Source organism: Sphingomonas sp. PL-96 (genome assembly GCF_020707215.1).
GTDB lineage: Bacteria > Pseudomonadota > Alphaproteobacteria > Sphingomonadales > Sphingomonadaceae > Sphingomonas.
This window is the reverse complement of record NZ_JAJFET010000016.1, coordinates 1-26,344: the sequence shown is the minus strand read 5'-3', so window position 1 is coordinate 26,344 and position 26,344 is coordinate 1. Positions and strand designations below refer to the sequence as shown.

The window sequence follows — 26,344 nt, the reverse complement described above, 5'->3', positions numbered from 1 at the left end:
CCGCTGGCCTGCCCCCGCGAACCCGCGCCATCGGTGGGCGAGGCAGCCGGCGCTGCCTGCACCGCCGGCTCCATCGGCTGCGGCACGATCACCGGCGGCGGAGTCAGCGGAACCGGATCGGGGCTGCGCGGCACCGGTGCAATCACGCGCGCGGGCGGCGCCGCCGCATCGCTTCCACCAGCGGGAGCCTCGGCCGGCGCGGGGCGCGGTTGGGGCGGAACCGGCCGAGGCGGCTCGGGCACCTCCGGCGTCGGCGGCAAGGTCCAGAGTTTGAGCGGCGGCTCCTTGGGCGAGGAAACCAGCTCGGGAGGGCCCGAAAGAAGCAGCAGCAGCAACAGCACCACCAGGTGCACCGCCACCGCCGCACCCAGGCCCGCAGGGCGCGTCCATCTGGATGCCGGAGGAGACGGCAGGAAAGGGGAAATATCTGCCACGGCCTGCCTCCCGTTGCGCTTCAGCCGCCTTCGACGCCTGAATATGCCTCGTTCTCGACAAAGGCGATCGGGAAGCGCTCGCCCGCGCCTGCCGCAGCCAGCAGCTTGAGCACGTCCTGCATACAGGCGGGATCCGCCTTGGCATCGGGTTCGAACCGCACTTCGCGCTTTGCGGCGACCCACTGCGCCGTCGCCGCGCGCAGCCCGTCGAGCGTCACCGCCGCGCCATCGATCGTCGGCTTGCACGCACCCGGCGGCACGACCAGCTTGACCGGCGCCGGTGGCGGGGCATCCTGCACGGCAGCCACGGTCAACAACGCGAATGTCAGCATCTCACCCCTCTTGTGTTGCACAATGGCAACACCATCTTGCTTCCCGAAGGTAACAGGGATTCGTCATGAACCTAGAGAAATTCACCGACCGCGCGAAGGGCTTCCTGCAGGCGGCACAGACCGTCGCCATTCGCCTCAACCATCAGCGCATCGCGCCCGAGCATATGCTCAAGGCGCTGCTCGACGACGACCAGGGCATGGCCGCAGGGCTGATCGCGCGCGCCGGCGGTGACGCCCGCCGTGCCGTCGCGGACACCGACGCCGCGCTCGCCCGGATCCCGGCCGTCTCCGGCAGCGGCGCTCAACAGACCCCCGGCCTCGACAATGACGCCGTGCGCGTGCTCGACCAGGCCGAGCAGGTCGCGCAAAAGGCCGGCGACAGCTACGTCACCGTCGAGCGGCTGCTGCTCGCCCTCGTCCTGTCCCCCACCACCGCCGCGGGCAAGGCGCTTGCCGCCGCCGGCGTGAAGGCGGACGCGCTCAACACCGCGATCAACGACCTGCGCGGCGGCCGCACCGCCGACACCGCGACTGCCGAGGACCGCTATGACGCGCTCAAGAAGTTCGCCCGCGACCTGACCGAGGCGGCGCACGCCGGCAAGCTCGATCCGGTCATCGGCCGCGACGAGGAAATCCGCCGCACCATCCAGATCCTCGCCCGCCGCACCAAGAACAATCCGGTGCTGATCGGCGAGCCCGGCGTCGGCAAGACCGCGATCGCCGAGGGGCTGGCGCTGCGCATCGCCAATGGCGACGTGCCCGACACGCTGAAGGACCGCACGCTGATGGCGCTCGACATGGGCAGCCTGATCGCCGGCGCGAAGTATCGCGGCGAGTTCGAGGAGCGGCTGAAGGGCGTGCTCGACGAGGTGAAGGGCGCCGAGGGCCAGATCATCCTCTTCATCGACGAGATGCACACGCTGATCGGCGCGGGCAAGTCGGAGGGCGCGATGGACGCCGGCAACCTGCTGAAGCCCGCGCTCGCCCGCGGTGAGCTCCATTGCATCGGCGCCACCACCCTCGACGAATATCGCAAGTACGTCGAAAAGGATCCCGCGCTCCAGCGGCGGTTCCAGCCGGTGTTCGTCGGCGAACCCACGGTCGAGGACACCATCTCGATCCTGCGCGGCCTGAAGGAGAAGTACGAACTCCACCACGGCGTGCGCATCACCGACGGCGCGCTGGTGTCGGCAGCGACGCTGTCGAACCGCTACATCACCGACCGCTTCCTGCCCGACAAGGCGATCGACCTGATGGACGAGGCCGCAAGCCGCATCCGCATGGAGGTGGAATCCAAGCCCGAGGAGATCGAGACCCTCGACCGCCGCATCATCCAGCTCAAGATCGAACGGGAAGCGCTGCGCCGTGAAAGCGATGCCGCCTCGCAGGACCGGCTCGCGACCCTGGAGGAAGAACTCGCCAACCTGGAACAGCAGTCGGCCGAGCTCACCACCCGCTGGCAGGGGGAAAAGGACAAGATCGGTGCCGAGGCCAAGCTGAAGGAACAGCTGGACGCCGCCCGCGTCGAGCTGGAGCAGGCGCAGCGCCAGGGCGACCTCGCGCGCGCCGGCGAGCTGTCCTACGGCCGCATCCCCGCGCTCACCCGCCAGCTGGAGGAAGCGCAGAGCCAGACCAAGGGCGCGATGCTGCGCGAGGAGGTCACCGCCGACGACATCGCCGGGGTGGTCAGCCGCTGGACCGGCATCCCGGTCGACCGCATGCTGGAAGGCCAGCGCGAAAAGCTGCTCGCGATGGAGGAACAGCTGGGCAAGCGCGTGATCGGCCAGGCCGAGGCCGTGCGCGCCGTCTCCACCGCCGTCCGCCGCAGCCGCGCCGGGCTACAGGACCCGAACCGCCCCCTGGGCTCGTTCCTGTTCCTCGGCCCGACGGGCGTCGGCAAGACCGAGCTCACCAAGGCACTCGCCGAATTCCTGTTCGACGATCCCAACGCGATGGTCCGCATCGACATGAGCGAGTTCATGGAGAAGCACGCGGTCGCCCGGCTGATCGGCGCCCCTCCGGGCTATGTCGGCTATGAGGAAGGTGGCGTGCTGACCGAGGCGGTCCGCCGCCGGCCCTACCAGGTCGTGTTGTTCGACGAGGTGGAAAAGGCGCACGGCGACGTGTTCAACGTGCTCCTCCAGGTGCTCGACGACGGGCGGCTGACCGATGGGCAGGGCCGCACGGTCGACTTCTCGAACACGATCATCATCCTGACCTCGAACCTCGGCAGCCAGTATCTGACCAACCTTGCCGAGGGTCAGTCGGTCGACGATGTCGAGCCGCAGGTGATGGACGTCGTCCGCGCCCACTTCCGCCCGGAATTCCTCAACCGGCTGGACGAGATCATCCTGTTCCACCGCCTGGGCAGCGCGCACATGGCACCGATCGTCGACATCCAGGTCGGCCGGGTCGCGAAGCTGCTTGCCGATCGCAAGATCGCCATCGAGCTGACGGAGGGCGCGCGCGACTGGCTCGGCCGGGTGGGCTACGACCCCGTCTACGGCGCGCGGCCGCTCAAGCGCGCGGTCCAGCGCTACCTGCAGGACCCGCTCGCCGACCTGATCCTCAAGGGCGAGGTCCGCGACGGCTCCACCGTCACGGTCGAGGAGGGCGAAGGCGCACTACGGCTGACGGTGGCGTAAACGCCCGCTCCCGCCCAGGCGGAAGCGCGGCGGCAACCCCTATAGTGCTCCTGCGGAAGCAGGAGCCCAGGGCGTCATCCACCGCAAGCGGTTGCTCTGCTTGGCCCGGATCCGGACACGGGAAATGGAGCAACCGCTGTGTGCCATCCCTGCGGACGGTACCCTCCAACCACAAGAAAAGGGGCGGCTCCTTGCGGAGCCGCCCCTCTTTTCGTCCGGTCTGTACGCAGGTCGACTTAGAAGTTGACCTTCGCACCCGCCAGGAAGCGGCGGCCGTAGATGTTCTCGCCGGCCTGGACCGGGTTGTACAGCCACGCGCCATAGGTGACCGGGTCGACGTCGGGCAGACGGTCGAACAGGTTCAGCACGTTGACGTAGAAGGTCAGGTTGTCGTTCACGTTGACGCTGCCGTTCAGGTCCATCGTGAAGTAGCTCTTCACGCGGCAGCCCGTGTAGTTCGGGCTCGGTGCCAGGCTGCAGTCGCCTGCCTCGCCGCCCTGGTCCTCTGCCGACAGGTCATAGCCCGAGGTGTAGTTCGCAGTCGCGGTCAGCGAGTACGGACCCACCAGCAGCGTGTTCTGCCAGTTGCCGCGCCAGCGGAACGTGCCCGTACCTGCGGTCAGGTTGTAGTTGCCGAGCGTGTCGACATAGCTTTCCTTGTGACCATCCGGGAAGGTCGTGCTCAGCTCCAGCTGCAGCGTCGCGTCCAGGTTGCTCACCCAGGTCACGTCGCCGAACTGCAGGCGGCTGTTGATGCCGAAGTCGATGCCTTCCGACTTGATCGTGTTGGCGTTGACCAGCGCCGACGCGACGTAGAGCACGCGCGGCGTCGCGTTCGGGAAGGCCGCATCCGGCGCATCCGGGGTGATGGTGAAGCCATCGGGGATGGTCTCGCCCGCGTAATAGGCCTTCAGCGCATCACCAGAAGTCAGCGACGTGATCGCGTTGGTCTTCTTGATGTTGAAGTAGTCGACCGTGAACGCGACGTTGTGGAACGGCTCGAACACCACGCCGGCCGTGAAGCTGCGCGACTTCTCCGGCTTCAGGTCCGGCGACGCAAGCGTGGTCGAACCATAGCTGCCCGAACGGATGTAGGTCGGGCACGCCGTGCTGAACGTCGCGACCGAGCAGCCGTACTGCGCCAGGAACGCATCGGTGAACAGGCCCGCCGAGTTGGTCACATAGCCCGTGGTCGGCAGTGCGTTGGCTTCCGCGAAGCTCGGGATGCGATAGCCGCGCGACCAGGTACCACGCACGGTCAGCTGCTCGATCGGCGTGAACTTGGCGCCGAGCTTCGGCGAGAAGGCGCCCTGGCCGGTCGAATAATGGTCGTAGCGGCCCGACGCGTTCAGGCTCAGCTGGTCGAGGATCGGCGCGTTGATTTCGCCGAATGCCGAGGTGACGGTACGGTTACCCTCTGTGCCGAACGCGTTGAGGCGGAAATACCGCTCGGTCGGACCATTGATGTCCGAGTTCGCGCTCGGCGCGTCCACGGCTTCATAATAGATCGATCCGCCGAAGCCGACTTCCAGGTCGCCGCCCGGCAGCTGGGTGACCGCCTTGTTGACCGAGAACTGCGCCTGATACAGATCCGAAGACGCGTTGGTGATGTTCTCCGGCATCAGATAGTCGGTAACAGCCTGGCTGTTCGCCGACGGGTCGATGAAGTTGTACGAACCGTCCGCAATCACGTCCAGCAGGTGCTGGATGTAGACATAGCCGTTCTGGCGACGCTGCAGGTCGGTGTGCATCGCGGTCAGGTCGACGCGATAGTCCCAGTCGCCGAACGCCGTGCCGTGGATGCCGGCAGCGGCGCGGTACACGCGGCTGCGGGTCTCGTCACGCTCGACCGAGTTCGGCAGCCAGCCGACGAGCTCCGCGTCCACGCCCAGCGTGTTGTACGGGTTGGACGCCGGCAGCGTCAGCGGACCCGAACCCGCCGCATATGAGGCTGCGCTCGAGCGGGTCGAATAGGGCTGGAAGTAGATGCCGGCCGGGGCGTTCGCATAGATCTGCGACGGGGTGCCCGAATAGCTGCTGGTGGTCTGCTGGAAGTTGAACTGCGCATAGGCTTCAGCATTGTCGCCGACCTTTGCGGTGAACTTCGCCGAACCGCCGAAGCGCTCGACCTTCGGCGCCACGACGCCATACTGGTTGATGTTGTCCTGGCTGCAGATCGTGCTCGGCGTCACGCCGGTCGCAGCGGCACCGGTGGCGGTCGCCGTGCCGTTGGCGCACGCACCCGACAGCAGCGAATACTGGGTAGATCCGACCGGACGAACATAGAGGTTCGAGCCGGCGTTGGTGACGCCCCAGGTGCTCGGGTTGATCGTGTCGTTCGGGCCGCCGATGCCGCTCTGGTCGGACGAGTTGAACGGGTACGGCAGGTCGCGGTTATAGGTCGCGCCGGCGCGATAGTAGAAGCCGCTGACGTACGCGTTGTAGCCGTCGTTATCGAGGTCGCCGGTGCCGGCGGTCAGCGACAGGCGCTGGGTCGGCGCGTTGCCGTCCTCCGAAATGCCGGCTTCGGCGCGGCCTGCGACACCCTGGAAGCTGCGCTTGGTGATGATGTTCACCACGCCCGCGATCGCGTCCGCGCCATAGCTGGACGACGCACCGTCGCGCAGCACTTCGACGCGCTCGACGATTTCGTCCGGGATGGTGTTCAGGTCGACGAAGTTGCGGGTCGCGTCATCGGCGAGCGGGAAATAGGCCGCACGCAGGCCGTCGAACAGCACCAGCGTCGAGCTGCTGGACAGGCCGCGCAGCGACACGGCCGAAGCGCCGCCCGCAAACGCGCCGTTCGCGCTGAACGAGTTGGTAAGCGCCGGGCCGTTGTTGGCCGCGAGCCGCTGGATGCCTTCCTGGACGGTGGTGATGCCGCGCTGGTCGAGCGACTCGGCGGAAACCACGGTGACCGGCGACGGGGTCACGGCCTGGCGGAACATCGAGCCGGTGACGACGATTTCCTGACCGGCGGCGGTGGTGTCGCTGGCAGCCTCGTCGACTGCGGGCGGCGTGACCTGGTCGGCCTGTGCGGCCGCGGGAGCCTCGGCGGTCTGTGCGAAGGCCGGAGCGGAGATGCCCGCGCCTACCAGTACCAGCGCCGTCAGCGCGGTCGTGCCGCGCAACATCGAAGTGTTAAGCAATTTCACAATCCCCTTACCCGCTCGTTGCAGCGGACCGCGGTCCGGCAAACGGCGGATCCCCATGCCCCTGCGCTGACAAGATTGTAAAGAACCCCTAGTTCCGGCGCGCAATTTTTGTTCGCAGCTGTCGCGATTTGGCAACAAAGCCACTGGCACAGTAGGATTATTCGCGTTCGGCTGCCCCCGACCGCGCGCTTCCCTCGTCCCTTACAGGAAGCTTGCGCGCAGCCCGTCGATCACGAATTGCGCCGCCAGCGCCGCCAGCAGCACGCCCAATACGCGGGTGATCACCGCCTCGATCTTGTCGCCGAGCAGCCGCATCAGCGGCGCCGCCGCGAGCAGCGCGAGCAGCATCACCAGCAGGATGCTGACCAGCGCGCCCAGCACCACCAGCTTTTCCGCCGTGCCGTCGGTCTGGCCCATCAGCAGCATCACGCTGGCGATCGAGCCAGGTCCCGCGATCATCGGCATCGCCATCGGGAAGATCGAGACGTCCTCGACCTCGTGAGTCTCGATGATCTTGGCCGCGCGGTCCTCGCGGCGCTGGGTGCGCTTCTCGAACACCATTTCCAGCGCGATCAGGAACAGCATGATGCCGCCGGCGATGCGGAAGCTGTCCAGGCTGATGCCCAGCGCATGGAGCAGCCCGCGCCCGAACAGCGCGAACACCAGCAGGATCGCGGCCGACGTCACCACCGCGCGGATCGCCATGCCGCGGCGCTGCACGCCCGAGGCGCCCGCCGTCAGCCCGGCATAGATCGGCGCGCAGCCCGGCGGATCGATCACCACGAAAAAGGTGATCAGCGAGGAGATGAACAGCTCGAGCATGCGCGGATCTGAGCGTTACAGCGTAGCGTCGTCGAGCGGCACGCCCGCGCGGCGATGTGCCGCGACCAGCGTGTTGCGCAGCAGGACGGCGATGGTCATCGGCCCCACCCCGCCCGGCACCGGCGTGATCGCGCCCGCGACTTCCACGGCAGAGGCGAAGTCGACGTCGCCGACCAGGCCGCTCTCCACCCGGTTGATGCCCACGTCGATCACGGTCGCGCCGGGCTTCAGCCAGGCGCCCTGCACGAAGTTCGGCCGGCCGACCGCCGCCACCACGATGTCGGCGCGGCCGACATGGCCCGCCAGGTCGCGGGTGCGCGAATGTGCCAGCGTGACGGTCGCGCTGTCGGCGGTCAGCAGCGCCGCCATCGGCTTGCCGACGATGTTCGACCGGCCGATCACCACCGCCTCCAGGCCCGACAGGTCGCCCAGCCGGTCGCGCAGCAGCATCAGGCAGCCGAGCGGCGTGCACGGCACGAAACCCGCCAGGCCGGAGGCGAGCCGCCCGGCGTTGACCGGGTGGAAGCCGTCGACGTCCTTGTCGGGATCGATCCGCAGCAGCACCGCGTCGGCGTCCAGATGGCCGGGCAGCGGCAGCTGCACCAGGATGCCGTCGACCGCCGGATCGGCGTTGAGCGTGTCGACCAGCGCCTCCAGCGTCGCCTGGTCGGTGTCGGCAGGCAGGCGATGCTCGAAGCTCGCCATGCCGGCGGCAAGCGTCGCCTTGCCCTTGGAGCGGACATAGACCGCCGAGGCCGGGTCCTCGCCGACCAGCACCACCGCCAGCCCGGCGGGCCGTCCCGCGGCCTTGGCAAATGCTTCTGCGGCCTCGCCTACCCGGCCCCGCAACTCGGCCGCAAAGGCCTTTCCGTCGATGATGTCAGCGCTCATGGCTTTGTCGCATAGAGGCTCGCGGCCGTCTGTTCCAGCGCCGCCGTGTCGCCTTCGACCCGCAACCGCTTGAGCCGCGCCGTGTCACCGGCGACCAGCGTCACCGCGCGCCTGGCCACGCCGAAGCGTTTCGCGACCAGCTGCACCAGCGCAGCATTGGCGGCGCCCTCGACCGGCGGCGCGGTGAGGCGTGCGACGAAATGGTCCGCGTCGCCGCCCCCGAACCCTTCGCGTGCGGCGCGCGGCGTCACGCGGACCGCGATGCGGATGCCGGCGGGATCGGGCGACCAGGCCGCCCCGCCCCGCATCAAACCGCGTAGGGCAAGGTCGCGCGATACAGCGCCGGCAGCAGGATGGTCTGGAGAATGCCCATCGTCACCAGCACCGCCATCGGCGCTAGGTCGATCCCGCCCAGGTCCGGCAGGATCCGGCGGAACGGCCGGTAGATCGGCTCGGTGATGACGTTCAGCGCCCGCCAGACGCTGCGCACGAAATCGCTGTGGGTGTTGATCACGTTGAAGGCGATCAGGATCGACAGCACGAACTGGACGAAGATCACCCACCACAGGACGTTGAGCAGATAGTTGAGGATGTCGATGAGGATATTCAACGCGGCGGCTCCGAAACTGGTTGCCGCCCGAATACCTCACCCGCCCCGCTGCGGACAAGCGCGTCGTGCTCGGCACCGCCGCGCCGCCATCCCGGCGAAGATGACACCTGGGCAAAGCGCCTTGCCGTGCTCCTGCGAAGGCAGGAGCCCAGAGCGTCATCCGCCGCAAGTGGTTGTTCTGCCTGGCCCTGGATCCCTGCCTTCGCAGGGGTACGGCAGGTTTTGAGGCGATTGCCGGGCCCTATGCAAAGCCCGCCTATACCAACCCCGTTGGTTTCGAGCTTGTCGAGAGCCCGTGTCGAGAGATCCGCCGCGCGCCCGTCCTCAGGCGCGAACCAGCGTCCCCGCGCCCTGGCGCGTAAAGATCTCCAGCAGCAGCCCGTGCGGGATGCGCCCGTCCAGGATCACCGCCGCGTCCACGCCCGATCCGACCGCCGCCACGCAGGTCTCGACCTTGGGGATCATGCCGCCCTTGATCGTGCCGTCCTGCTTCAGCGCGGCGATGTCGCTAGGCTTCAGGTCGGTCAGCAACTCGCCCTGCTTGTCCATCACGCCGGGCACGTCGGTGAGCAGAAAGAAGCGTGCCGCGCCCAGCGCGCCGGCGATCGCCCCCGCCATGGTGTCGGCATTGACGTTATAGGTATGCCCGTCCGCCCCGAGCGCCACCGGCGCCACCACGGGGATGAAGCCGTCGCGCGCCAGGCTGTTGAGCAGCGTCGGGTCGACCGCCACCGGCTCGCCGACAAAGCCCAGGTCGACGTGCCGCTCGATGCCTGAATTGAGGTCGGGCTCGGTCCGCTGCACCTTTTCGGCGCGCACCAGCCCGGCATCCTTGCCCGAGATGCCGACCGCGCGCCCGCCGGCCGCCGCGATCCACGACACGATCTCCTTGTTGATCTTGCCCGCCAGGACCATCTCCGCGACCTCCGCGGTCGCAGCGTCGGTGACGCGCAGGCCGTCGACGAAGCGGCTTTCGACGCCCAGCCGCTTGAGCATCGCACCGATCTGCGGCCCGCCGCCGTGCACCACCACCGGGTTGATGCCCACCGCCTTCAGCAGCACCACATCCTCGGCAAAGTCGCGCTGCAGTTCGGGATCGCCCATCGCGTGCCCGCCGTATTTCACGACAAAGGTCATCCCGGCATAGCGCTGGAGATAGGGGAGCGCCTCGGTCAGCGTCTCCGCCTTGGCAAGCATCCGGGGATCGGGGGAATGGTCGGTCATGCGCGCGCCTGTAGCGCCAAGCGCGCGACACGCCAAAGATTTTGAAGGAGCGCCGCCCTTCCCGTGCTCCTGCGCAGGCAGGAGCCCAGGGTCTCGCGCCCCGACGGCCGTTGCCCTGCTTGGCTCTGGGCTCCCGCCTGCGCGGGAGCACGCGGGAGATCGCAGTCGCAGCCCCTACCGCTTGCGCACGAACTCCGCGCGCAGCACCAGCCCCCTGATGCCTTCGAACCGGCAGTCGATCTCCTGGGCATCGCCGGTCAGGCGGATCGACTTGATCACCGTGCCGCGCTTCAGCGTCTGGTTGGCCCCCTTGACCTTCAGGTCCTTGACCAGCGTCACGCTGTCGCCGTCGGCCAGCAGATTGCCCGCCGCATCGCGCACTTCCACCCCGTCGTCGGCCGCGACGGGTGCTGCCGCCGCGGCATCGGCCGGGCTGATCCACTCGCCCGTCGCCTCGTCGTACACATATTCGTCGCTCACTGCGCATCCCCCTTGGTGCCGTCCAGCCAATGGCCCAGCGCCACGAACAGGTAGATGAGCGGCGGCACCAGAACCACCGACAGCGCGACCTTGGCGAGCATCTGCCCGACGATCAGCTGGCCGATCGGAAAGGCGCCATAAAAGGCGATGGTGATGAAGATCAGCGTGTCGACGATCTGCGACAGGGCGCTGGCGGTCCCGGCCCGCAGCCACAGCAGCTTGCCCGCCCCGCGGCGCATCGCGGCGAAAATCGTCACGTTCAGCGTCTGCGACACACCATAGGCGACGATGCCCGCGCCCCAAATGCGCGGGGTCGCGCGCATCATCAGGTCGAACGCGGCCAGCCGGTCGGGCGCCATGTCGGGAGCGGCCGGCACGCTCAGCACCACCAGCAGCAGCAGGATCGAAAAGATCAGCGGCACGAACCCGAACTGCACCAGCCGGTTGGCGGTGGTGCGGCCGTGCAGTTCGGCCGTGGCGCTGGAAACCACCACCAGCAGCAGGAACGCAAAGATCCCCGCCTCGACCGCCAACGGCCCCAGCGCCACCTGCTTGTTGCCCAGCACGCCCGCGATGCAGACCATGCCGCCATAGAAGATCGAGAAGGCGAACAGCGACCGCGGCACCGCAAGAGGCGGGCGGGCGGTGGAAGGATGGGGAGTCATCCGCGCGACGCTAGACGCTTTCGCGTGTCCGTCAATGCGCGCAACCGCCTGAAATGGCACGCTTGCGCACGAAACATCTGTTGCCGCGGCCCCCGCTTGGCCATAGTCCCGCCGCGCTGCCCTGCCAGAGGCTGCACGACCACTCTTCACGCCTGGCGACCAGGCACGGGGCCGGAACCAAGAATGAATCGTTTTCTGATCGGCATTGCCGGTATCGCCGTGATCCTGCTGATCGCCTTTGCGATCTCGACGAACCGGCGGGCGATCCGCCTGCGCGTGGTGGGCTCGGCGTTCGCGCTGCAGGTCGGCATCGCCGTGCTGGTGCTCTATGTCCCGATCGGCCGCCGGCTGATCGAGGGGGCGGCCGCCGGCGTGTCGGCGCTGCTCGGCTATGCACAGGCCGGCACCAACTTCATCTTCGGGCCGCTCGCCGGGCCGGAGATGGGCGGCCACAGCTTCGCCATCTCGGCGCTGCCGGTCATCATCTTCTTCGCCGCCCTGGTGTCGATCCTCTACCATCTGGGCGTGATGCAGTTCGTCGTCCGCTGGGTCGGCGGCGGCATCGAAAAGATCACCGGCGTGTCCAAGGTCGAATCGCTGTGCGCCGCGGCCAACGTCTTCGTCGGCCAGAGCGAGGCGCCGCTGGTGATCCGCCCCTATCTCGCCAGCCTTACCCCGTCTCAGCTGTTCGCGGTCATGTCGGTCGGCATGGCGGGCGTCGCCGGCACCATCCTCGCCGCCTATGCGTCGTTCCTGGGGCCGCAGTCGCTGCCCTTCCTGCTCGCAGCATCGTTCATGGCCGCGCCCGGCGGGCTGCTGATGGCAAAGATCATCATGCCCGACACGCCGCTTGCGCCCGAAGGCGCAGTCACGGCCGAGGTCGCGGACGAGGAAGAGGTCATCCGCGCCGCAGAGGTGCACATGGAGGAGGAACGCGCCGCCAACCTCATCATGGCCGCCGCCACCGGTGCGCAGGTCGGCGTCAAGATCGCGGTGGCGGTCGGCGCCATGGTGCTGGCGTTCGTGGCGCTGGTCGCACTTGCCAACGGCCTGCTCGGCGCGGTCGGCGGCTGGTTCGGCCATCCGGAGCTCAGCTTCCAGATGATCATCGGCACGGTGTTCCAACCGGTCATGTTCCTGCTCAACATCCCCTGGCACGAGGCGGGCCTGGCCGGCGGGCTGTTCGGCAGCAAGATGGTGCTGAACGAGTTCGTGGCATTCATCGAGCTCGGCAACCTGCGCGACCAGTTGTCGCCGCGCACCGTCGCGATCGTCACCTTTGCGCTCTGCGGCTTTGCCAATTTCAGCTCGATCGCGATCCAGATGGCCGCGACCGGCAGCCTCGCCCCCAACCAGCGCCCGATGATCGCCAAGCTCGGCGTGCGCGCGCTGGTCGCCGGCAGCCTCGCCAACCTGATGTCGGCGGCACTGGCGGGGTTGCTGCTGCCGTAAGCGGGCTGCTCTCGTGCTCCTGCGCAGGCAGGAGCACGAGGGTTTCTAAGCTCCGCGCACCATTGTCCTGCTTGGCCCTGAGGTCAGAAAGCAGCGCTCAGATCGTGTTCCGCTCGCACAGCGGCGCGTTGGTCAGCACGTCCAGGAACCGCCGGCGCCACCACAGCACGTCCTCGTGCCGGACATTGTCGAACATCGGCTTCCACCGCGCGATCCGCTCTTCGCGCGGCATGCGCAGCGCCTTGTCGATCGCGTCGGCGACGTCCTCGGCGCTATAGGGGTTGCACAGGATCGCCTGCGGCATCTGCGCGGCGGCCCCGGCAAAGCGCGACAGGATCAGCACGCCCGGATCATGCGGGTCCTGTGCCGCCACATATTCCTTGGCGACCAGGTTCATGCCGTCGCGCAAGGGCGTGACGAGGCCGATCCGTGCCGCCCGGTAAATGCCGGCCAGCACGTCGCGCGGATAGCCCTGGTTGACGTAGCGGATCGGCACCCAATCGACATCGGCATAGGCGCCGTTGATCCGCCCGGACATGGCGTCCAGATTGTCGCGGATGTCGCGATAGCTCTGCACGGCCGTCCGCGACGGCGGCGCGATCTGCAGCAGATAGACCAGCGCGCGCCGGTCGGGATGGTTCTGCAGGAACCGCTCATAGCCCGAGAACCGCTCGGCCAGCCCCTTGGAGTAATCGAGCCGGTCGACGCCCACCATCATGCTGCGCCCGGCCGCGCTCTCTAGCATCCGCAGCTGGGTCGCCTTGGCGACCGGCCCGTTGGCGGCGGCGATGAAGCTGTCGGCGTCCACCCCGATCGGGCAGGCGATCGCGCGGATGGTCCGCCCGCCGACCGTCACGCAGTCCCCTTCCGACAAGGTGCCGCCCATCTCCGTCACGACATAATGGCGGAAGGACTCTAGCCATTCCTCGGTCTGGAACCCGACCACGTCATAGGCGAACAGCGACTCCACCAGCCGCCGATGCTGCGGCAGCGCCACCAGCAGGCGCGTCGGCGGCCACGGGATGTGCAGGAAAAAGCCCATGCGGTTCTGCACGCCCTGCTGGCGCAGCACCCAGCCGAGCGGGATCATGTGATAGTCGTGGACCCACACCACGTCATCGGGCTCGATATGCGGGCCGATCGCCTGGCCGAACACGCGGTTCACCCGCTCATAGCCGCCCTGGAAGTCGCGCTCGAACTCGGTCAGGTCCAGACGATAGTGGAACAGCGGCCACAGCGTGCGGTTGGCGAAGCCGTCGTAATATTCCTCCACGTCCTGCTCGGACAGGTCCATCACCGCAGAGGTCACGCCTTCGTACGTCTCGAACCGCAGCTCGTGGTCCTTGCCGGTCTCGCCCGACCAGCCGAACCAGATGCCGTGTTCCTCGCGCAGCGCCGCCGTCAGCGCCACCGCCAGCCCGCCCTGCGCGCCGCCCGCGCCGGCCGCCGTGGGCGCCTGCACCCGGTTCGAAATGACGATCAGGCGGCTCATCGTACCTCCGTCCACGGCTTGCTGAGCAGCATCGCCGAATTGATCAGTCCCACCAGCGAATAGGTCTGCGGATAGTTGCCCCACAGCTCGCCGGTGGCGGGATCGATATCCTCCGAAAGAAGCCCTGCCGGTGTGCGCCGGTCGATCATTTCCTCCAGCAGGACGCGCGCGTCCCCGACTCGTCCGGTCGCGTGCAACGCTTCGATCAGCCAGAAGGTGCAGACGTTGAACGCCGTATGCGGCAGGCCGAAATCATCCTCGGTCGCGTAGCGCAGCATGTGCGATCCGCGCCTGAGCCCGGCCTCCACCGCCTCCAGCGTGCCGCGGAAACGGGGGTCGTCCGGCGCCACGAAGCGCAGGTCGAGCAGCTGGATCAGGCTCGCGTCCAGATCGTCGCCGCTGAAGGTCGCCGACATGCGGTTGGTCTCCGGCCGCCACGCCGCCGTCTCGATCTTTTCGCGCATCGTGTCGGCGCGCCCCTGCCAGAACTCGGCGCGCGCGCTCAGTCCCAGGTGCCGCGCGACGCTGGCCAGCCGGTCGCACGCCGCCCAGCACATGGCGGCCGAATAGGTGTGGACATGGCTGCGCGTGCGCAGCTCCCACAGCCCGGCATCGGGCTGGTCGAACGCCTTCCACGCGCGCTCGCCCACCGGCTCCAGCGCCTCGAAATCCTGCTCGCCCGCGATGCGGAACAGCCGCTGGTCAAAGAACGCCTGCGCGTTGGACAGCACGATCTGGCCATAGGCGTCGTGCTGGACCTGCTCATAGGCCTGGTTGCCGATCCGCACCGGCCCCATGCCGCGATAGCCGTTCAGCGCCTCGGCCTCGCCCTCGGGCAGCCGCGCCTCGCCGCCCACGCCATAGAGCGGCTGGATATGCCCGCCCTTGGCATTGTCGACGATGTTGCGGAGGTATTCCAGATACCCCTCCAGCACGTCGAGCGCGCCCAGCCGGTTGAGCGCCTGCACCGTGTAATAGGCGTCGCGGATCCAGCAGAAGCGATAGTCCCAGTTGCGCTGCGAGCCCGCATGCTCGGGGATCGAGGTGGTGAGCGCCGCCACGATCGCGCCCGTCTCCTCATGCTGGCAGAGCTTGAGCGTGATGGCCGCGCGGATCACCGCGTCCTGCCACTCGGCGGGGGTCGCCAGGCCCCGGACCCAATGCCGCCAGCCCGCCACCGTATGGTCGAGCATCGCCTCGACCGCGGTCGGGATCTCGGTCGAAAAGCTCTCGTCCGGCCCCAGGAAGAAATACAGCGGCCGCTCGACCCGGAACAGCCGCTCGTCCTCGATCCAGCCGACCGGCGCGCTGGTCGACAGGCGCAGCACCATGTCGTCGAGCAGATAGCGGATGTGGTTGGTGCCGCGCGTCCGTTCGGGCACCCGCGCGCCCCAGTCGCGCGCGGGGCGCAGCCGCACGCGCACGCGCGGCGATCCCGACACCGGCCGCACGATCCGGCAAAAGGCGACCGGCCGGTACATGCGCCCGTTGCGGTGGAAGCGGGGCGCGAAGTCGATCACCTCGATCGCATTGCCGTCCGCGTCGCGATGCTGGGTGCGCAGCACCGGCGTGTTGCGGACATAGGACTGGGTCGTCTCGACGCAGCCGTCCAGGTCGATGTCCCAGAAGCCGTGCGAACCCTCCTCGCCGCCCTTGGGCTTGTCGTCGAGCAGCGAGCAGAAGGTCGGCTCGCCATCGACGCGCGGCACGCATCCCCACACGAACCGCCCGGCGCGGTCGACCAGCGCGGAAACCTGGCAATTACCGATGGGCCACAGGTCGAGCGTCGCCGTCACGCCGCCGCCTCGAGCCAGCGGCGGAAGCTCGCGACCCCGTCGAACCGAAAGCGGGCGGCGCTGTCGCGCGGTGCGCCGATCAGAATGCCCGCCCCGCCATGATGCGCGCACACCACGAACCCCGGCTCGTCGGTCAGGTCGTCGCCCACGAACACCGGCGGATGGCCCTGGAACGGCATTTCGTCTGCCAGCTGCGTGATCGCGGTACCCTTGTCATGGCCGGCCATGCGCAGCTCGACCATCATCTTGCCGTGCTGCACTTCCAGCCCCTCGTGCCGGGCATAGGCTTCCACCAGCGCCTTCGCCTCCGCCTCGACGTCGGGCGCCATGCGATAGTGAATGGCGACGCCCAGCGTCTTGACCTCGATCACCACGCCGGCATGGCTCGCAAACCGCTCCGCGAACGCGGCCTCCGCCGTCTCGAGCGCCGCCGGCCGTTCGGGGCGCACGATTGCGCCGCCCACTCGGCGGATCTCTGCGCCATGGCTGCCGACCACCGCAATCGCGCCCAGCGCCGGTCCCAGGAAGCCGTCGATCTGCGCCACCGAACGCCCGCTCACGATCGCCACCCGGCCATCCAGCCGATCCGCCAGCCGTTGCAGCAGCGCATGCAGCGCGTCGTCCACCGCCACGCCATCGGGCTGGTCGGCCAGCTCGACCAGCGTCCCGTCGAAATCCAGGAACAGGCTTGCTTCGGAGAGAAGGGAATGGGGAGGCTCTTGCAGAGCTGCGGACGCCGTCGTTGCTTGCATGCCATTCCTAACCCAACAGCCCCGCAGTTGTTTCGCGCGAGCGGTCATTTCGTTCCGGAAACGAGCCCTAGCGGCTCGGCAGGCCTCCGGCCACCCCGCGAACGGTCGCAAAGCTGCCCTATCCCTGCGCAGGCAGGGATACAGGGCCAGGCAGGACAACAGGCGTTCGCGCGCAACCCCGGGCTCCTGCCTCCGCTAGACCTCCAGACCCTTCTTGTGCTCCCGCGAAGGCGGGAGCCCAGGGTACCGAACCCAAACTTCCGTTGCTTTGCGTGGCCCTGGATTCCTGCCTGCGCAGGAATACGGGAGTGTGCGCGGCTGCCAGGCCTCGCCTCCGCAGGAGCACGGCAGTGCTCCGCAGGAGCACGGCAGTGATTTACAGCGGCGTCCCTCCGGCCCTGGCGTAGCCGCCCGATGCACCGCACCGCACCGCTCCCCACCCCGTTCGTCTCGAGCAGGGATCGAGCTTGTCGAGGGCCCGTGTCGAGAGAGTGCCGGACCTGCGCCACAGCCCGCCCTCGACCCGAGGCCAGCAAAGGAAGCCCCTCGCTACCGCCCCTGCATCAACGCGTCGGCGTCACCCGCCAAACGGTGTTCGACAGGTCGTCGGCGATGATCAGCGCGCCGCGCGGATCGAGCGTCACGCCCACCGGCCGTCCGCGCGTCTTGCCATCCGCACCCATGAAGCCGGTCGCAAAGTCGATCGGCGCCCCTGCCGGCCGCCCGCCGCGGAACGGCACGAACACCACCTTGTACCCGGACGGCGCGCTGCGGTTCCAGCTGCCATGCTCGCCAACGAACACGCCTTCGGCAAAGCGGCTGCCCATCACCGGCCCTGAGAAGCTGACGCCCAGCGCCGCGACATGCGCGCCCAGCGCATAGTCCGGGCGGATCGCGCTCGCGACCAGCTCCGGCTTCTGCGGCTTCACGCGCGGGTCCACGTTGTTGCCCCAATAGCTGTAGGGCCAGCCGTAAAAGGCCCCCTCCCGCACCGAGGTGAGATAGTCCGACACCAGGTTCGGCCCCAGCTCGTCGCGTTCGTTCACGACCGCCCACAGCTGGCCCAGCCCCGGCTGCACCGCCGGCGCGGTCGGGTTGCGCAGGCCGGTCGCGAACGGCTTGTGCGCACCGGTCGCGGCATCGACCTGCCACACCATCGCGCGGTCGACCTCCGCCGCCATGCCGCGTTCGGTGATGTTGCTGTTGGAGCCGATGCCCACATACAGCGTGCGCCCGTCGGGGCTCGCCGCCAGCGACTTGGTCCAGTGATGGTTGATCTGACCCGGCAGGTCGGTGACCTTGACCGCCGGGCCGCTCGCGCGGATCTGGCCGTCCCGATAGGCAAAGCGCACCAGCGAATCCTGGTTGGCGACGTAGATCGACCCATTGGCGAGCGCCAGGCCATAGGGCGCGTTCAGATGCTCCGCGAACACCGCGCGCCCCTCATAGACGCCGTCGCCATCGGCATCGCGCAACAGGGTCAGCCGGTCGCCGCCCTTCACCGGGGTGGTCCCCTTCGCCTGGATATAGCCGGCGATGATGTCCTTGGGCCGAAGCGCGGGCGCATCGCCGCCGCCCTTGCCCTCGGCCACCAGCACGTCGCCATTGGGCAGGACCAGCGTCTGGCGCGGCACCTTCAGGTCGGTCGCGATCGCGCGCACCGTGAAGCCCTGCGGCACCACCGGCCGCTCGTTGCCCCAGCCGACCGGGTCGGCGATCTTCATCGTCGGCAATAATCCGCGCTGCCGCTCGGGAAGGTCGGGATTGGGACCATATTGCGCCGCTTCCGGCTGGCTGCCGCACGCCTGCAGCATCACGGACAGGCCGGCGACGGCGAGAAGGCTCGACCGCTTCATTTCGCGTCTCCGGTCCGATAGCTGGAAAACCCGACCCAGGTCGCCGCAATCGCCAGCGCGGCGACGATGAGGGACAGGATCAGCCCCTCCGGCATCATCGCCCAGGCATCCTTGGCATGGACCAGCGCATCGATGAAGCCGAGCACAAAGGTCGCGAGCAACAGGCCGAACACCAGCATCGCCGATCGCGTCCGGCGGTCCTTGCGGACCAGCTCGATCACCGCCCACAGCAGCGCCAAGCCGCAGAACACCATGCCGCCGGCGTTCAGCCAGGACGCGAAATTGGCCCATTGGACCTCCGCGCTGCGACCATAGGCGATGTCGCTGAGCAGCGCTCCCAGGAACAGCGGGAGGGTGGCTGCGAGCAGCACCCCATGCACCGGATGAAGCGGTCGCCGTAGCAGCCGACCCGAAGTGGCAGAGGGGATGGCCCGATCCTTTCCTGTTGCGGATGCGCGCGGTTCGCACCTCACCCCCGCAATGCCCCACCCGTGGCAGAGGTTCCGTGCCCGCGCCTCAACCCCTGTATCCCTGCGCAGGCACGGATCCAGGGTCCAGGCAGAACAACGGCTCGGGTGTAGGACGCCCCTGGGCTCCCGCCTGCGCGGGAGCACCGAAGCATCAGCGCGTCGGCACCGGCTCCGCGCCCGAATAGTCGTAGAACCCCCGCCTGGTCTTGCGGCCGTACCACCCCGCCTCGACATATTTCACCAGCAGCGGCGCCGGCCGAAACTTGGGATCGCCCGTGCCTTCGAACAGCACCCGCGTGATCTCCAGGCAGGTGTCGAGCCCGATGAAGTCGGCGAGCGTGAACGGCCCCATCGGATGGTTCAGCCCCAGCTGGCAGGCAGCATCGATGTCCGCGATCGTCGCCACGCCCTCGCCCAGCGCAAAGCACGCCTCGTTCAGCATCGGCATCAGCACGCGATTGACGATGAAGCCCGGCGCATCATTGGCATGGACGATGCGCTTGCCCAGCGACTGGCCGAACGCCTCCACCCGCGCCACCGTGTTGTCGGAGGTCGCCAGCCCACGGATCAGCTCGATCAGCCCCATCACCGGCACCGGGTTGAAGAAATGCACCCCCATGAAGCGCGCCGGATCGGGCGATGCCTGCGCCAGCCGCGTGATCGGGATCGAGGAGGTGTTGCTCGCCAGGATCGCGGTCGCGCCCAGCACCTTGCCGACTTCGCCAAAGATCGCGCGCTTGATCTCCTCGCGCTCCGTCGCCGCCTCGATCACCAGGTCGCATGGCGCCATCGCCGCGACGTCGCCCACCGGCTCGATCCGCCCAAGCGCCGCGTCGCGGTGCTCCGCGGTGATCTTTTCCTTGTCGACGGCGCGCGCGAGTTGCCTGGCGATCCCCGCCTTGCCCGCCTCGGCGCGCTCGGCCGACACGTCCGACAGCAGCACGCGATAGCCGGCCTCTGCCGCCACCTGCGCGATGCCCGCGCCCATCTGCCCCGCCCCGATCACTCCAACTGCCTGCATCATCCATCCTCCTGCCTTTGTGCAGGGGAATAGCGGGTTTCGGGCACCGGCGCAGCGCGATAGTGTCGCGGCCATGCACCGCCCCACCCTGCTCGCGACCCTGTTTCTCCTGCCGCTTGCCGCCTGTGGCGACAAGGCGCCGCCCCCCGCCCCTCAGGCGAGTGCCACGCCCGCCACCCCGCGCGCGCTAGCCGCCGCGCCGCAGCCGGACGCCGACACCGGCGCCACGCCCAGGCCCGGCGAGCCCAAGACCTTTCGCGACTGGGTCGTCGGCTGCGACAACGGCCTCGCCTGCCGCGCCGTAGCACTCGCGCCCAGGGATGCGACCAACCCCGTGCTGATGCTGGTGCTCGACCGCGCCGCCGGGCCGGGTGCCGCACCGGTGCTGCGCTTCACCGGCCCGGACTTGGCTGGCCCACTTGCGGTATCCATCGACGGCACGCAGCTGGCTACGGGCGGCAAGGGCGCCGAGAACGCGGTCGTGTTCGACGGCGAGGACGCCGCACACATCGCGGCGAAGCTCGGCACCGGCCGCCGCCTGAGCGTCAGTGGCCGGGACGGCAAACCCATCGGCACCGTCAGCCTGGATGGTGCCGGCGCCGCGCTGCGCTGGATCGACGCCCAACAGGCACGCGCCGGCACCACCGGCGCGCTGGTGGCCATCGGCGAGAAACCCGACACCGCGCCTGCCCCCGCCCTGCCGGTCATCCGCGCCATCCCGGTGCGCGGAGAGGCCGCGCTGCTGGACCCGGCACGCGTCGCCGCCATGAAGCATGTGGCCGGCTGTGACACCGGCCGCGACCTGGGCCAGCCCCAGGCCAAGCCGCTCGACGGGCGCACCCTGGTCCTGCTTCCGTGCGCCTCGGGCGCCTACAACCGGATGCTGGCCGTGTTCACGGTCCGCGACGGCAAGTTCGAGCCGGCGAAGTTCGACGCCCCCTCGGGCATCTCGGCCGCGGACGCGCCCGTGCAGAACGTCGTCGATGGCGGGTTCGAAAACGGCGTCCTCACCAGCTTCGCGCGGGGTCGCGGTCTCGGCGACTGCGGCATCCGCCAGGAGTTCGTCTGGGACGGCACCCGCTTCCGCCTCGCCGCCCAGGAAGAGATGCGCGAATGCCGCGGCAGCAAGACCTACCTTCCCACCTGGCGCGCCCGGGTAGTGCGATAGGCGGTAGATCCCTCCCCATCCCTGTCGAGTAGAGACCGAGGTGCTCCGCAAGGAGCGTATCGAGGGCTCGTATCGGGATACCGCCCAGACGCCCCCTCAAGGCGCCGCCGCAAACCCCTGCGCTTCCGCCAGGATCAGCGCGAACCACCCGTCCGGGTCGCTCCACTCCCCCACCGGCGTCCACCCCCCGGCGCGCAGCAGCACGCGGGCACCGCGCGCGCCATATTTGTGGCTGTTCTCGGTGTGGATCGTCTCGCCCGCCCCCATCGCAAACGCCTCCCCCGCCACCTCGAACGCCACGTCGCGCACCGCCTCCAGGTGCATCTCGATCCGCGAGGCCGCATCGTTCCACACCGCCCGGTGCGCAAACGCCTCGACGGGCACGCTGCCGCCCAGTTCGCGATTGATCCGCTCCAGCAGGTTGCAGTTGAACGCCGCCGTCACCCCTTGCGCATCGTCATAGGCCGGCACCAGCACGGCTTGCGCCTTCACCCGGTCGATCCCGATCAGCAGCTGCGCGCCCTCGCCCAGCGACCCGCGCATCGCCCGCAGCAGGTCGACCGCGGCATGCGGCTCCATGTTGCCGATCGTAGAGCCGGGGAAGAACCCCAGCTTCGGCATCCCCGAAACCCCGTGCGGCAGCGCGACGGGCTGCAGGAAATCCGCCTCCACCGCATGCACCGGCACCGCCGGGAACGCCTGCTGCAACTCCGCCGCCGCCGCGCGCAGGAAGTCGCCCGAAATGTCGATCGGCACATAGGCCGCAGGCAGGATCCCGCCCAGAAGGATCGGCGTCTTGGTGGAGGATCCCGACCCGAACTCCACCACCGCGCGGCCCGGCCCGGTCAGCCGCGCCACCTCCGGCACCGCCGCGTGCAGCAGCGCCGTCTCGGTCCGGGTGAGATAATATTCCGGCAGCCGGGTGATCTCCTCGAACAGCTCCGATCCGCGCCGGTCGTAGAACCAGCGCGCCGGAATCGCGCGCGGCCGCATCGCCAGGCCCGCCAGCACGTCCGCCCGGAACCGCGGGTCCGCCGTCACCACCTGCGTCCGCTCCATCACCGTCATGCGTCCAGGTCCCGGGCCAGCCGCACGCCGGTGAACTGCCAGCGCTGGTGCGGATAAAAGAAGTTGCGATAGCTTGCCCGCCCATGCCCGCGCGGCGTCGCGCAGGATCCGCCACGCAGCACGAACTGCCCGCTCATGAACTTGCCGTTATATTCGCCGACCGCACCCTCGACCGGCCGGAAGCCCGGATAGGGGCGATAGGCGCTGCCGGTCCACTCCCACACGTCGCCAAAGAACGCCGGGCCCGACATCGCCGGCCGCGGCTCCACCGGTCCCGGCGCGTCGAGCTGGTTGCCGCCAGCGGCGTCGCAGCCGGCTGCCGCCGCCTCCCACTCCTGCTCGGTCGGAAGCCGCGCGCCCGCCCAGCTCGCATAGGCATCCGCCTCGTAAAAACTGACATGCGTCACCGGCGCCGCCGGATCGATCGCGCGCCGTCCGTCCAGCCCGAACCGCGTCCAGCCGCCCTCGCCCTGCTCCCAATAGAGCGGCGCCGTGATCCCCTCCCGCTGCACCCACGCCCAGCCGTCCGACAGCCAGTGGCGCGGCTCGCGATAGCCGCCGTCCGCAAGGAATGCCGCCCATTCGCCGTTGGTGACCGTCCGGTCCGCAAGTGCATGCGGCGCCAGCAGCACCCGGTGGCGCGGCCCCTCGCAATCGAATGCAAAGCCGCGGCCGTCATGCCCCACCTCGACGATCCCGCCGCCATGCTCGATCCAGCCGATCGGCGGCGGCACTGCGACAGGCTGCTTGGGGGCTGCGGGCCACAGCGCCGGCTCGATCGGATTTTCGGAAAACAGGTGCAGCACGTCGGTGAGCAGCAGCTCCTGATGCTGCTGCTCATGGTGGCAGCCGAGCTCGACAAGCTCGATCGCCGCCGCCGGCAGCCGCTCCCAGCCGTCAAGCACCGCCTGCGTCACCGCGCGCCTGTAGCCGAGCACTTCCGCCAGGCTCGGCCGCGTCACCATGCCGCGCCGCGCCCGCGCGTGCCGCCGCCCCTCGGCCTCATAATAGCTGTTGAACAGGAACGGAAAGCGCGCGTCGTGCAAGCGATAGCCCGGCAGATGATCGCGCAGCACGAACGTCTCGAAGAACCAGCTGGTGTGCGCCAGGTGCCATTTCGCCGGCGACGCGTCGGGCATCGACTGCACGGTCGCATCCGCGTCGGAAAGCGGCGCGACCAGCGCCTCGCTCAGCGCCCGGACTTCGGCGAAATGAAGCTGGAGCGGGTGGCGCGCAGGCTCGTACTGGATCCCCTGCATCGCCGCCGTCCCTTCGCTATCGTTGCGCCCCTGGCACCCACAGAACGTCGCCCGCGCCCTTGTGGTTCACCCAACGGGCCGCGACGAACAGATAGTCGGACAGGCGGTTCAGATAGGCGAGCGCCAGCGGGCTCAGCGTCACCTCGCCCGCCGCCGCCACCGCGCTGCGCTCGGCGCGCCGCGCGATCGCACGCGCCAGGTGCAGCGCCGACGCCGCCGCCTCGCCGGCCGGCAGCACAAAGCTGGTGAGCGGGCTCAGATCGCCGTTCAACGCATCGATCTCCCTCTCCAGCCGTGCGACCTGCGACTCCGCGATACGCAACGCCGCCCCCGCCGCCTCGCCATCGACCAGCGGCGTCGCGACATCGGCGCCCAGGTCGAACAGGTCGTTCTGGATCCGCGCCAGCGCTTCCTCGACCACGCCCGCGCCCAGTGCCGTGCGTGCCACGCCGATCGCGCTGTTCGCCTCGTCCACATCGCCGATGGCGATCATCCGCAGCGAAGACTTCGCCACCCGCGACCCATCCGCCAGCCCGGACGTGCCGTCGTCGCCGGTGCGCGTGTAGATCTTGTTGAGCTTCACCATGTCCCGCGCCCGCCCTCTTCGTGCTCCTGCGCAGGCAGGAGCCCAGGGTTCCGCGCGCTACCACCCGTTGCTCTGCTGAACCCTGGATCCCTGCATTCGCAGGGATACGCCCGCGCGTGGCCCCTCACGTCCGCCCTGCCGCGAACAGGATCAGCACCACGATCAGGATCGCGACCGCCTGGAACAGCACCCGCGCCTGCATCATCTTGTTGGACTTCAGGCTCGCAGCACTCGGGCCTTCGCCCCGCGCCTCCTCGCCCGACGTCTTCAGGAACGTGACCACGCCGCGGACCAGCGCAACCACCGTGGCGATCATCGCCGCGACCAGGAGCAGGACAAGGAACACGTTCATGGGGCGCGAGCCTAGGCGCTTGCCAGGCCGAAGCCAAGCGGCAGCCGCCCGGCCCGCAGTTCTGCCGCCAGCGCCCGTCCGTCCACCCCCGCGGCCCGCATCGACTCCAGCGTCGGCGCGCCATGCCGCTTGGCCAGCCGCGCCCCGTCGCTCCCCACCAGCAGCGGATGATGGTGGTATTCCGGCGTCGGCAATCCCAGCAGCGCCTGGAGCAGCCGGTGGACATGCGTCGCCACGAACAGGTCCTGCCCGCGCACCACGTCGGTCACGCCCTGCGCGGCATCGTCGACCGTCACCGCCAGGTGATAGCTCACCCCCGCATCCTTGCGCGCGAGCACCACGTCGCCCTGGCTCCCCGGATCGGCCGCGATCGTGCCGGCGAATACATCGTGCCATTCCAAGGGCCCTGCCACCGCCACGGCCCGCGCCATGTCGATCCGCCACGCATGCGGCTCGCGCGCCAGCCGATCCGCCCGCACCTCCGGCGGCAGCGCGCGACAGGTCCCCGGATAGACCGGCCCGTCGCTGCCATGCGGCGCCGACGCACTCGCCGCCACCTCGCGCGCAATGTCCGCGCGGGTGCAGAAGCACGGATAGACCAGCCCCTCGCGCTTCAGCCGCTCCAGCGCCTCGGCATAGAGCGCCATCCGCGCCGACTGGAACACCACCGGCCCGTCATGGTCGAGCCCCAGCCATGCCAGGTCCGCCAGGATCGCCTCGACATGCTCCGCCCGGCTGCGTCCCTGGTCGATATCCTCGATGCGCAGCAGGAAGCGCCCGCCCGGCGTCGCTCGCGCCAGCGCATGTGCCGCCACCGCCGACCAGCCATGGCCCAGGTGCAGCCGCCCGGTCGGGCTTGGCGCAAAGCGGCTGACATGGCTCATGATACTTCCCCTTGACCGGCGTGTGCGCGCCATGCTGTCATGCCCCTGTCACCGCGGCTTGCCAAAAGCAGCTGCGAACGAGGGCGAGGGGAACGCATGTTTCATCCCGATCTGATGCGCCATCCGGACAGTTGCCCGGCGCTGGTGCTGAACGCCGACTATACCCCGCTCAGCTATTATCCCCTGAGCCTGTGGCCCTGGCAGACCGCGATCAAGGCGGTGTTCCTCGACCGGGTCGACATCGTCGCCCATTACGAACGCGAAGTGCACAGTCCCACCGCCTCGCTGAAACTCCCCTCGGTCATCGCGCTCAAGCAATATGTCCGCCCCTCCGCCTTTCCCGCCTTCACCCGCTTCAACCTCTTCCTGCGCGATCGCTTCGCCTGCCAATATTGCGGCGCGCCCAAGGACCTGACCTTCGATCACGTCGTGCCGCGCGCCCAGGGTGGCCGCACCACCTGGGAAAATGTCGTCACCGCCTGCGCCCCCTGCAACCTCAGAAAGGGCGGCCGCACCCCTCGCCAGGCCGACATGCCGCTCCACATCGCGCCGATCCGTCCGACCAACTGGCAGCTGCAGGAACACGGCCGCCGCTTCCCGCCCAACCACCTGCACGACACCTGGCACGACTGGCTCTACTGGGACGCCGAGCTGGAGGCCTGATCCCGCTTTTGCCGGCGCCTGCCGCCGCACCCCGGCCAGGCCGCCGTTCTTCAGCAAAGCCAGGTCGCTGCCCGCCCCTTCGTCCGGGCTCCTGCGAACGCAGGAGCCCAGGGCCACAAGCGCTACCCGCCGTTGCTCTGCGTGAGCCTGGCCCCCTGCCCGGCAAGGGACACGCAACCCACACCCTGCCCCACGCCAGTCTCTCCCGCCTTCCCCCCGCCGCGCTCCTGCGCGACCGAGCCCTTGCACGCACCGCAACGCGCCCGC

General features: G+C 69.0%; 24 protein-coding genes and 1 pseudogene. 4 read left to right on the top strand and 21 right to left on the bottom strand.

Annotation, left to right across the window (positions count from 1 at the left end; all coding sequences use genetic code 11):
- Positions 1-434, bottom strand: a pseudogene (locus LK533_RS17540) (hypothetical protein); the annotation flags it as partial.
- Between the two features lie 20 nt (positions 435-454).
- On the bottom strand, positions 455-766 hold the full coding sequence (locus LK533_RS17535) for a hypothetical protein (protein WP_229364366.1): 312 nt from the start codon (positions 764-766) through the stop codon (positions 455-457).
- A 65-nt stretch (positions 767-831) separates the two neighbouring features.
- Between LK533_RS17535 and clpB the strand changes: the two genes are divergently transcribed.
- Positions 832-3,411, top strand: coding sequence for an ATP-dependent chaperone ClpB (gene clpB / locus LK533_RS17530; protein WP_229364365.1), 2,580 nt, complete (start codon positions 832-834; stop codon positions 3,409-3,411).
- A gap of 236 nt (positions 3,412-3,647) precedes the next feature.
- Here clpB and LK533_RS17525 read toward each other — a convergent pair whose 3' ends face one another.
- The 8 genes from LK533_RS17525 to LK533_RS17490 form a co-directional block, all read right to left on the bottom strand.
- The gene (locus LK533_RS17525) at positions 3,648-6,545 is read right to left on the bottom strand and encodes a TonB-dependent receptor (RefSeq protein WP_229364369.1); all 2,898 of its coding nucleotides are present in this window, start codon (positions 6,543-6,545) and stop codon (positions 3,648-3,650) included.
- Between the two features lie 222 nt (positions 6,546-6,767).
- The gene (locus tag LK533_RS17520) at positions 6,768-7,388 is read right to left on the bottom strand and encodes a MarC family protein (RefSeq protein WP_229364364.1); all 621 of its coding nucleotides are present in this window, start codon (positions 7,386-7,388) and stop codon (positions 6,768-6,770) included.
- Between the two features lie 15 nt (positions 7,389-7,403).
- Entirely contained in the window at positions 7,404-8,279 is an 876-nt protein-coding gene (gene folD, locus LK533_RS17515) for a bifunctional methylenetetrahydrofolate dehydrogenase/methenyltetrahydrofolate cyclohydrolase FolD (RefSeq protein WP_229364363.1), read from the bottom strand.
- Positions 8,276-8,587, bottom strand: coding sequence for a DUF167 domain-containing protein (locus LK533_RS17510; RefSeq protein WP_229364362.1), 312 nt, complete (start codon positions 8,585-8,587; stop codon positions 8,276-8,278). Before LK533_RS17510 ends, folD begins: the two co-directional genes overlap by 4 nt.
- Positions 8,587-8,883, bottom strand: coding sequence for a YggT family protein (locus tag LK533_RS17505; protein ID WP_229364368.1), 297 nt, complete (start codon positions 8,881-8,883; stop codon positions 8,587-8,589). Before LK533_RS17505 ends, LK533_RS17510 begins: the two co-directional genes overlap by 1 nt.
- Positions 8,884-9,213: 330 nt before the next feature.
- Positions 9,214-10,113 (bottom strand): acetylglutamate kinase, encoded by a 900-nt coding sequence (argB, locus tag LK533_RS17500; protein WP_229364361.1) that lies wholly within the window; start codon positions 10,111-10,113, stop codon positions 9,214-9,216.
- 174 nt (positions 10,114-10,287) lie between these two features.
- Positions 10,288-10,593: a zinc ribbon domain-containing protein YjdM gene (locus tag LK533_RS17495; RefSeq protein ID WP_229364360.1), complete on the bottom strand. Its 306-nt coding sequence runs from the start codon at positions 10,591-10,593 to the stop codon at positions 10,288-10,290.
- Complete coding sequence (locus LK533_RS17490; protein WP_229364359.1) at positions 10,590-11,258, bottom strand: queuosine precursor transporter; 669 nt, start codon at positions 11,256-11,258, stop codon at positions 10,590-10,592. The genes LK533_RS17495 and LK533_RS17490 overlap by 4 nt, the downstream gene beginning before the upstream one ends.
- 183 nt (positions 11,259-11,441) lie before the next feature.
- Here LK533_RS17490 and LK533_RS17485 point away from each other — a divergent pair, with 183 nt between their 5' ends.
- Positions 11,442-12,710 carry a NupC/NupG family nucleoside CNT transporter gene (locus LK533_RS17485; protein ID WP_229364358.1) on the top strand — a complete coding sequence of 423 codons (1,269 nt, stop codon included), beginning with the start codon at positions 11,442-11,444 and terminating at the stop codon, positions 12,708-12,710.
- A 97-nt stretch (positions 12,711-12,807) separates the two neighbouring features.
- Here LK533_RS17485 and LK533_RS17480 read toward each other — a convergent pair whose 3' ends face one another.
- The 6 genes from LK533_RS17480 to LK533_RS17455 all read right to left on the bottom strand — a co-directional run bounded on the left by LK533_RS17480 (position 12,808) and on the right by LK533_RS17455 (position 20,097).
- Positions 12,808-14,202, bottom strand: a complete 1,395-nt coding sequence (locus tag LK533_RS17480; RefSeq protein WP_229364357.1) for an alpha,alpha-trehalose-phosphate synthase (UDP-forming) — start codon at positions 14,200-14,202, stop codon at positions 12,808-12,810.
- Positions 14,199-15,998 (bottom strand): glycoside hydrolase family 15 protein, encoded by a 1,800-nt coding sequence (locus tag LK533_RS17475; RefSeq protein WP_229364356.1) that lies wholly within the window; start codon positions 15,996-15,998, stop codon positions 14,199-14,201. The genes LK533_RS17480 and LK533_RS17475 overlap by 4 nt, the downstream gene beginning before the upstream one ends.
- Positions 15,995-16,750: a trehalose-phosphatase gene (gene otsB / locus LK533_RS17470; protein ID WP_229364355.1), complete on the bottom strand. Its 756-nt coding sequence runs from the start codon at positions 16,748-16,750 to the stop codon at positions 15,995-15,997. The genes LK533_RS17475 and otsB overlap by 4 nt, the downstream gene beginning before the upstream one ends.
- A gap of 563 nt (positions 16,751-17,313) precedes the next feature.
- Positions 17,314-18,606 carry a PQQ-dependent sugar dehydrogenase gene (locus LK533_RS17465; RefSeq protein WP_229364354.1) on the bottom strand — a complete coding sequence of 431 codons (1,293 nt, stop codon included), beginning with the start codon at positions 18,604-18,606 and terminating at the stop codon, positions 17,314-17,316.
- Positions 18,603-19,310, bottom strand: a complete 708-nt coding sequence (locus LK533_RS18025; RefSeq protein ID WP_324255333.1) for a DUF2231 domain-containing protein — start codon at positions 19,308-19,310, stop codon at positions 18,603-18,605. The genes LK533_RS17465 and LK533_RS18025 overlap by 4 nt, the downstream gene beginning before the upstream one ends.
- The gene (locus tag LK533_RS17455; protein WP_229364367.1) at positions 19,228-20,097 is read right to left on the bottom strand and encodes a 3-hydroxyacyl-CoA dehydrogenase NAD-binding domain-containing protein; all 870 of its coding nucleotides are present in this window, start codon (positions 20,095-20,097) and stop codon (positions 19,228-19,230) included. The genes LK533_RS18025 and LK533_RS17455 overlap by 83 nt, the downstream gene beginning before the upstream one ends.
- Positions 20,098-20,170: 73 nt before the next feature.
- Here LK533_RS17455 and LK533_RS17450 point away from each other — a divergent pair, with 73 nt between their 5' ends.
- On the top strand, positions 20,171-21,265 hold the full coding sequence (locus tag LK533_RS17450; protein ID WP_229364352.1) for a DUF1176 domain-containing protein: 1,095 nt from the start codon (positions 20,171-20,173) through the stop codon (positions 21,263-21,265).
- Positions 21,266-21,361: 96 nt separating this feature from the next.
- On the opposite strand, the gene egtD is transcribed toward LK533_RS17450, so the two are convergent.
- From egtD to gluQRS, 5 genes are all read right to left on the bottom strand, one after another.
- A complete protein-coding gene (gene egtD, locus LK533_RS17445) occupies positions 21,362-22,333 on the bottom strand; it encodes an L-histidine N(alpha)-methyltransferase (RefSeq protein ID WP_229364351.1) in 972 nt (323 codons plus the stop codon).
- Entirely contained in the window at positions 22,330-23,592 is a 1,263-nt protein-coding gene (gene egtB, locus LK533_RS17440) for an ergothioneine biosynthesis protein EgtB (protein ID WP_229364350.1), read from the bottom strand. Before egtB ends, egtD begins: the two co-directional genes overlap by 4 nt.
- Before the next feature lie 16 nt (positions 23,593-23,608).
- Positions 23,609-24,178 (bottom strand): cob(I)yrinic acid a,c-diamide adenosyltransferase, encoded by a 570-nt coding sequence (locus tag LK533_RS17435; protein ID WP_229364349.1) that lies wholly within the window; start codon positions 24,176-24,178, stop codon positions 23,609-23,611.
- Positions 24,179-24,302: 124 nt separating this feature from the next.
- Positions 24,303-24,530 (bottom strand): twin transmembrane helix small protein, encoded by a 228-nt coding sequence (locus LK533_RS17430; protein ID WP_229364348.1) that lies wholly within the window; start codon positions 24,528-24,530, stop codon positions 24,303-24,305.
- An 11-nt stretch (positions 24,531-24,541) separates the two neighbouring features.
- Positions 24,542-25,414 (bottom strand): tRNA glutamyl-Q(34) synthetase GluQRS, encoded by an 873-nt coding sequence (gene gluQRS, locus LK533_RS17425; RefSeq protein WP_229364347.1) that lies wholly within the window; start codon positions 25,412-25,414, stop codon positions 24,542-24,544.
- 96 nt (positions 25,415-25,510) lie between these two features.
- On the opposite strand from gluQRS, the gene LK533_RS17420 reads away from it, so the two are divergent.
- Positions 25,511-26,077 (top strand): HNH endonuclease, encoded by a 567-nt coding sequence (locus LK533_RS17420; RefSeq protein ID WP_125961668.1) that lies wholly within the window; start codon positions 25,511-25,513, stop codon positions 26,075-26,077.
- Positions 26,078-26,344: the final 267 nt, after the last annotated feature.

Bases quoted from the DNA above. Each gene is read 5' to 3' on its own strand.
- LK533_RS17535 (WP_229364366.1), bottom strand. From the start codon at position 766: ATGCTGACATTCGCGTTGTTGACCGTGGCTGCCGTGCAGGATGCCCCG.
- clpB (WP_229364365.1), top strand. From the start codon at position 832: ATGAACCTAGAGAAATTCACCGACCGCGCGAAGGGCTTCCTGCAGGCG.
- LK533_RS17525 (WP_229364369.1), bottom strand. From the start codon at position 6,545: ATGTTGCGCGGCACGACCGCGCTGACGGCGCTGGTACTGGTAGGCGCG.
- LK533_RS17520 (WP_229364364.1), bottom strand. From the start codon at position 7,388: ATGCTCGAGCTGTTCATCTCCTCGCTGATCACCTTTTTCGTGGTGATC.
- folD (WP_229364363.1), bottom strand. From the start codon at position 8,279: ATGAGCGCTGACATCATCGACGGAAAGGCCTTTGCGGCCGAGTTGCGG.
- LK533_RS17510 (WP_229364362.1), bottom strand. From the start codon at position 8,587: ATGCGGGGCGGGGCGGCCTGGTCGCCCGATCCCGCCGGCATCCGCATC.
- argB (WP_229364361.1), bottom strand. From the start codon at position 10,113: ATGACCGACCATTCCCCCGATCCCCGGATGCTTGCCAAGGCGGAGACG.
- LK533_RS17490 (WP_229364359.1), bottom strand. From the start codon at position 11,258: ATGACTCCCCATCCTTCCACCGCCCGCCCGCCTCTTGCGGTGCCGCGG.
- LK533_RS17485 (WP_229364358.1), top strand. From the start codon at position 11,442: ATGAATCGTTTTCTGATCGGCATTGCCGGTATCGCCGTGATCCTGCTG.
- LK533_RS17480 (WP_229364357.1), bottom strand. From the start codon at position 14,202: ATGAGCCGCCTGATCGTCATTTCGAACCGGGTGCAGGCGCCCACGGCG.
- otsB (WP_229364355.1), bottom strand. From the start codon at position 16,750: ATGCAAGCAACGACGGCGTCCGCAGCTCTGCAAGAGCCTCCCCATTCC.
- LK533_RS17465 (WP_229364354.1), bottom strand. From the start codon at position 18,606: ATGAAGCGGTCGAGCCTTCTCGCCGTCGCCGGCCTGTCCGTGATGCTG.
- LK533_RS18025 (WP_324255333.1), bottom strand. From the start codon at position 19,310: ATGTCGAGGCGGGGTGGTACGGCCGCAAGACCAGGCGGGGGTTCTACG.
- LK533_RS17455 (WP_229364367.1), bottom strand. From the start codon at position 20,097: ATGCAGGCAGTTGGAGTGATCGGGGCGGGGCAGATGGGCGCGGGCATC.
- LK533_RS17450 (WP_229364352.1), top strand. From the start codon at position 20,171: ATGCACCGCCCCACCCTGCTCGCGACCCTGTTTCTCCTGCCGCTTGCC.
- egtD (WP_229364351.1), bottom strand. From the start codon at position 22,333: ATGACGGTGATGGAGCGGACGCAGGTGGTGACGGCGGACCCGCGGTTC.
- egtB (WP_229364350.1), bottom strand. From the start codon at position 23,592: ATGCAGGGGATCCAGTACGAGCCTGCGCGCCACCCGCTCCAGCTTCAT.
- LK533_RS17435 (WP_229364349.1), bottom strand. From the start codon at position 24,178: ATGGTGAAGCTCAACAAGATCTACACGCGCACCGGCGACGACGGCACG.
- LK533_RS17430 (WP_229364348.1), bottom strand. From the start codon at position 24,530: ATGAACGTGTTCCTTGTCCTGCTCCTGGTCGCGGCGATGATCGCCACG.
- gluQRS (WP_229364347.1), bottom strand. From the start codon at position 25,414: ATGAGCCATGTCAGCCGCTTTGCGCCAAGCCCGACCGGGCGGCTGCAC.
- LK533_RS17420 (WP_125961668.1), top strand. From the start codon at position 25,511: ATGTTTCATCCCGATCTGATGCGCCATCCGGACAGTTGCCCGGCGCTG.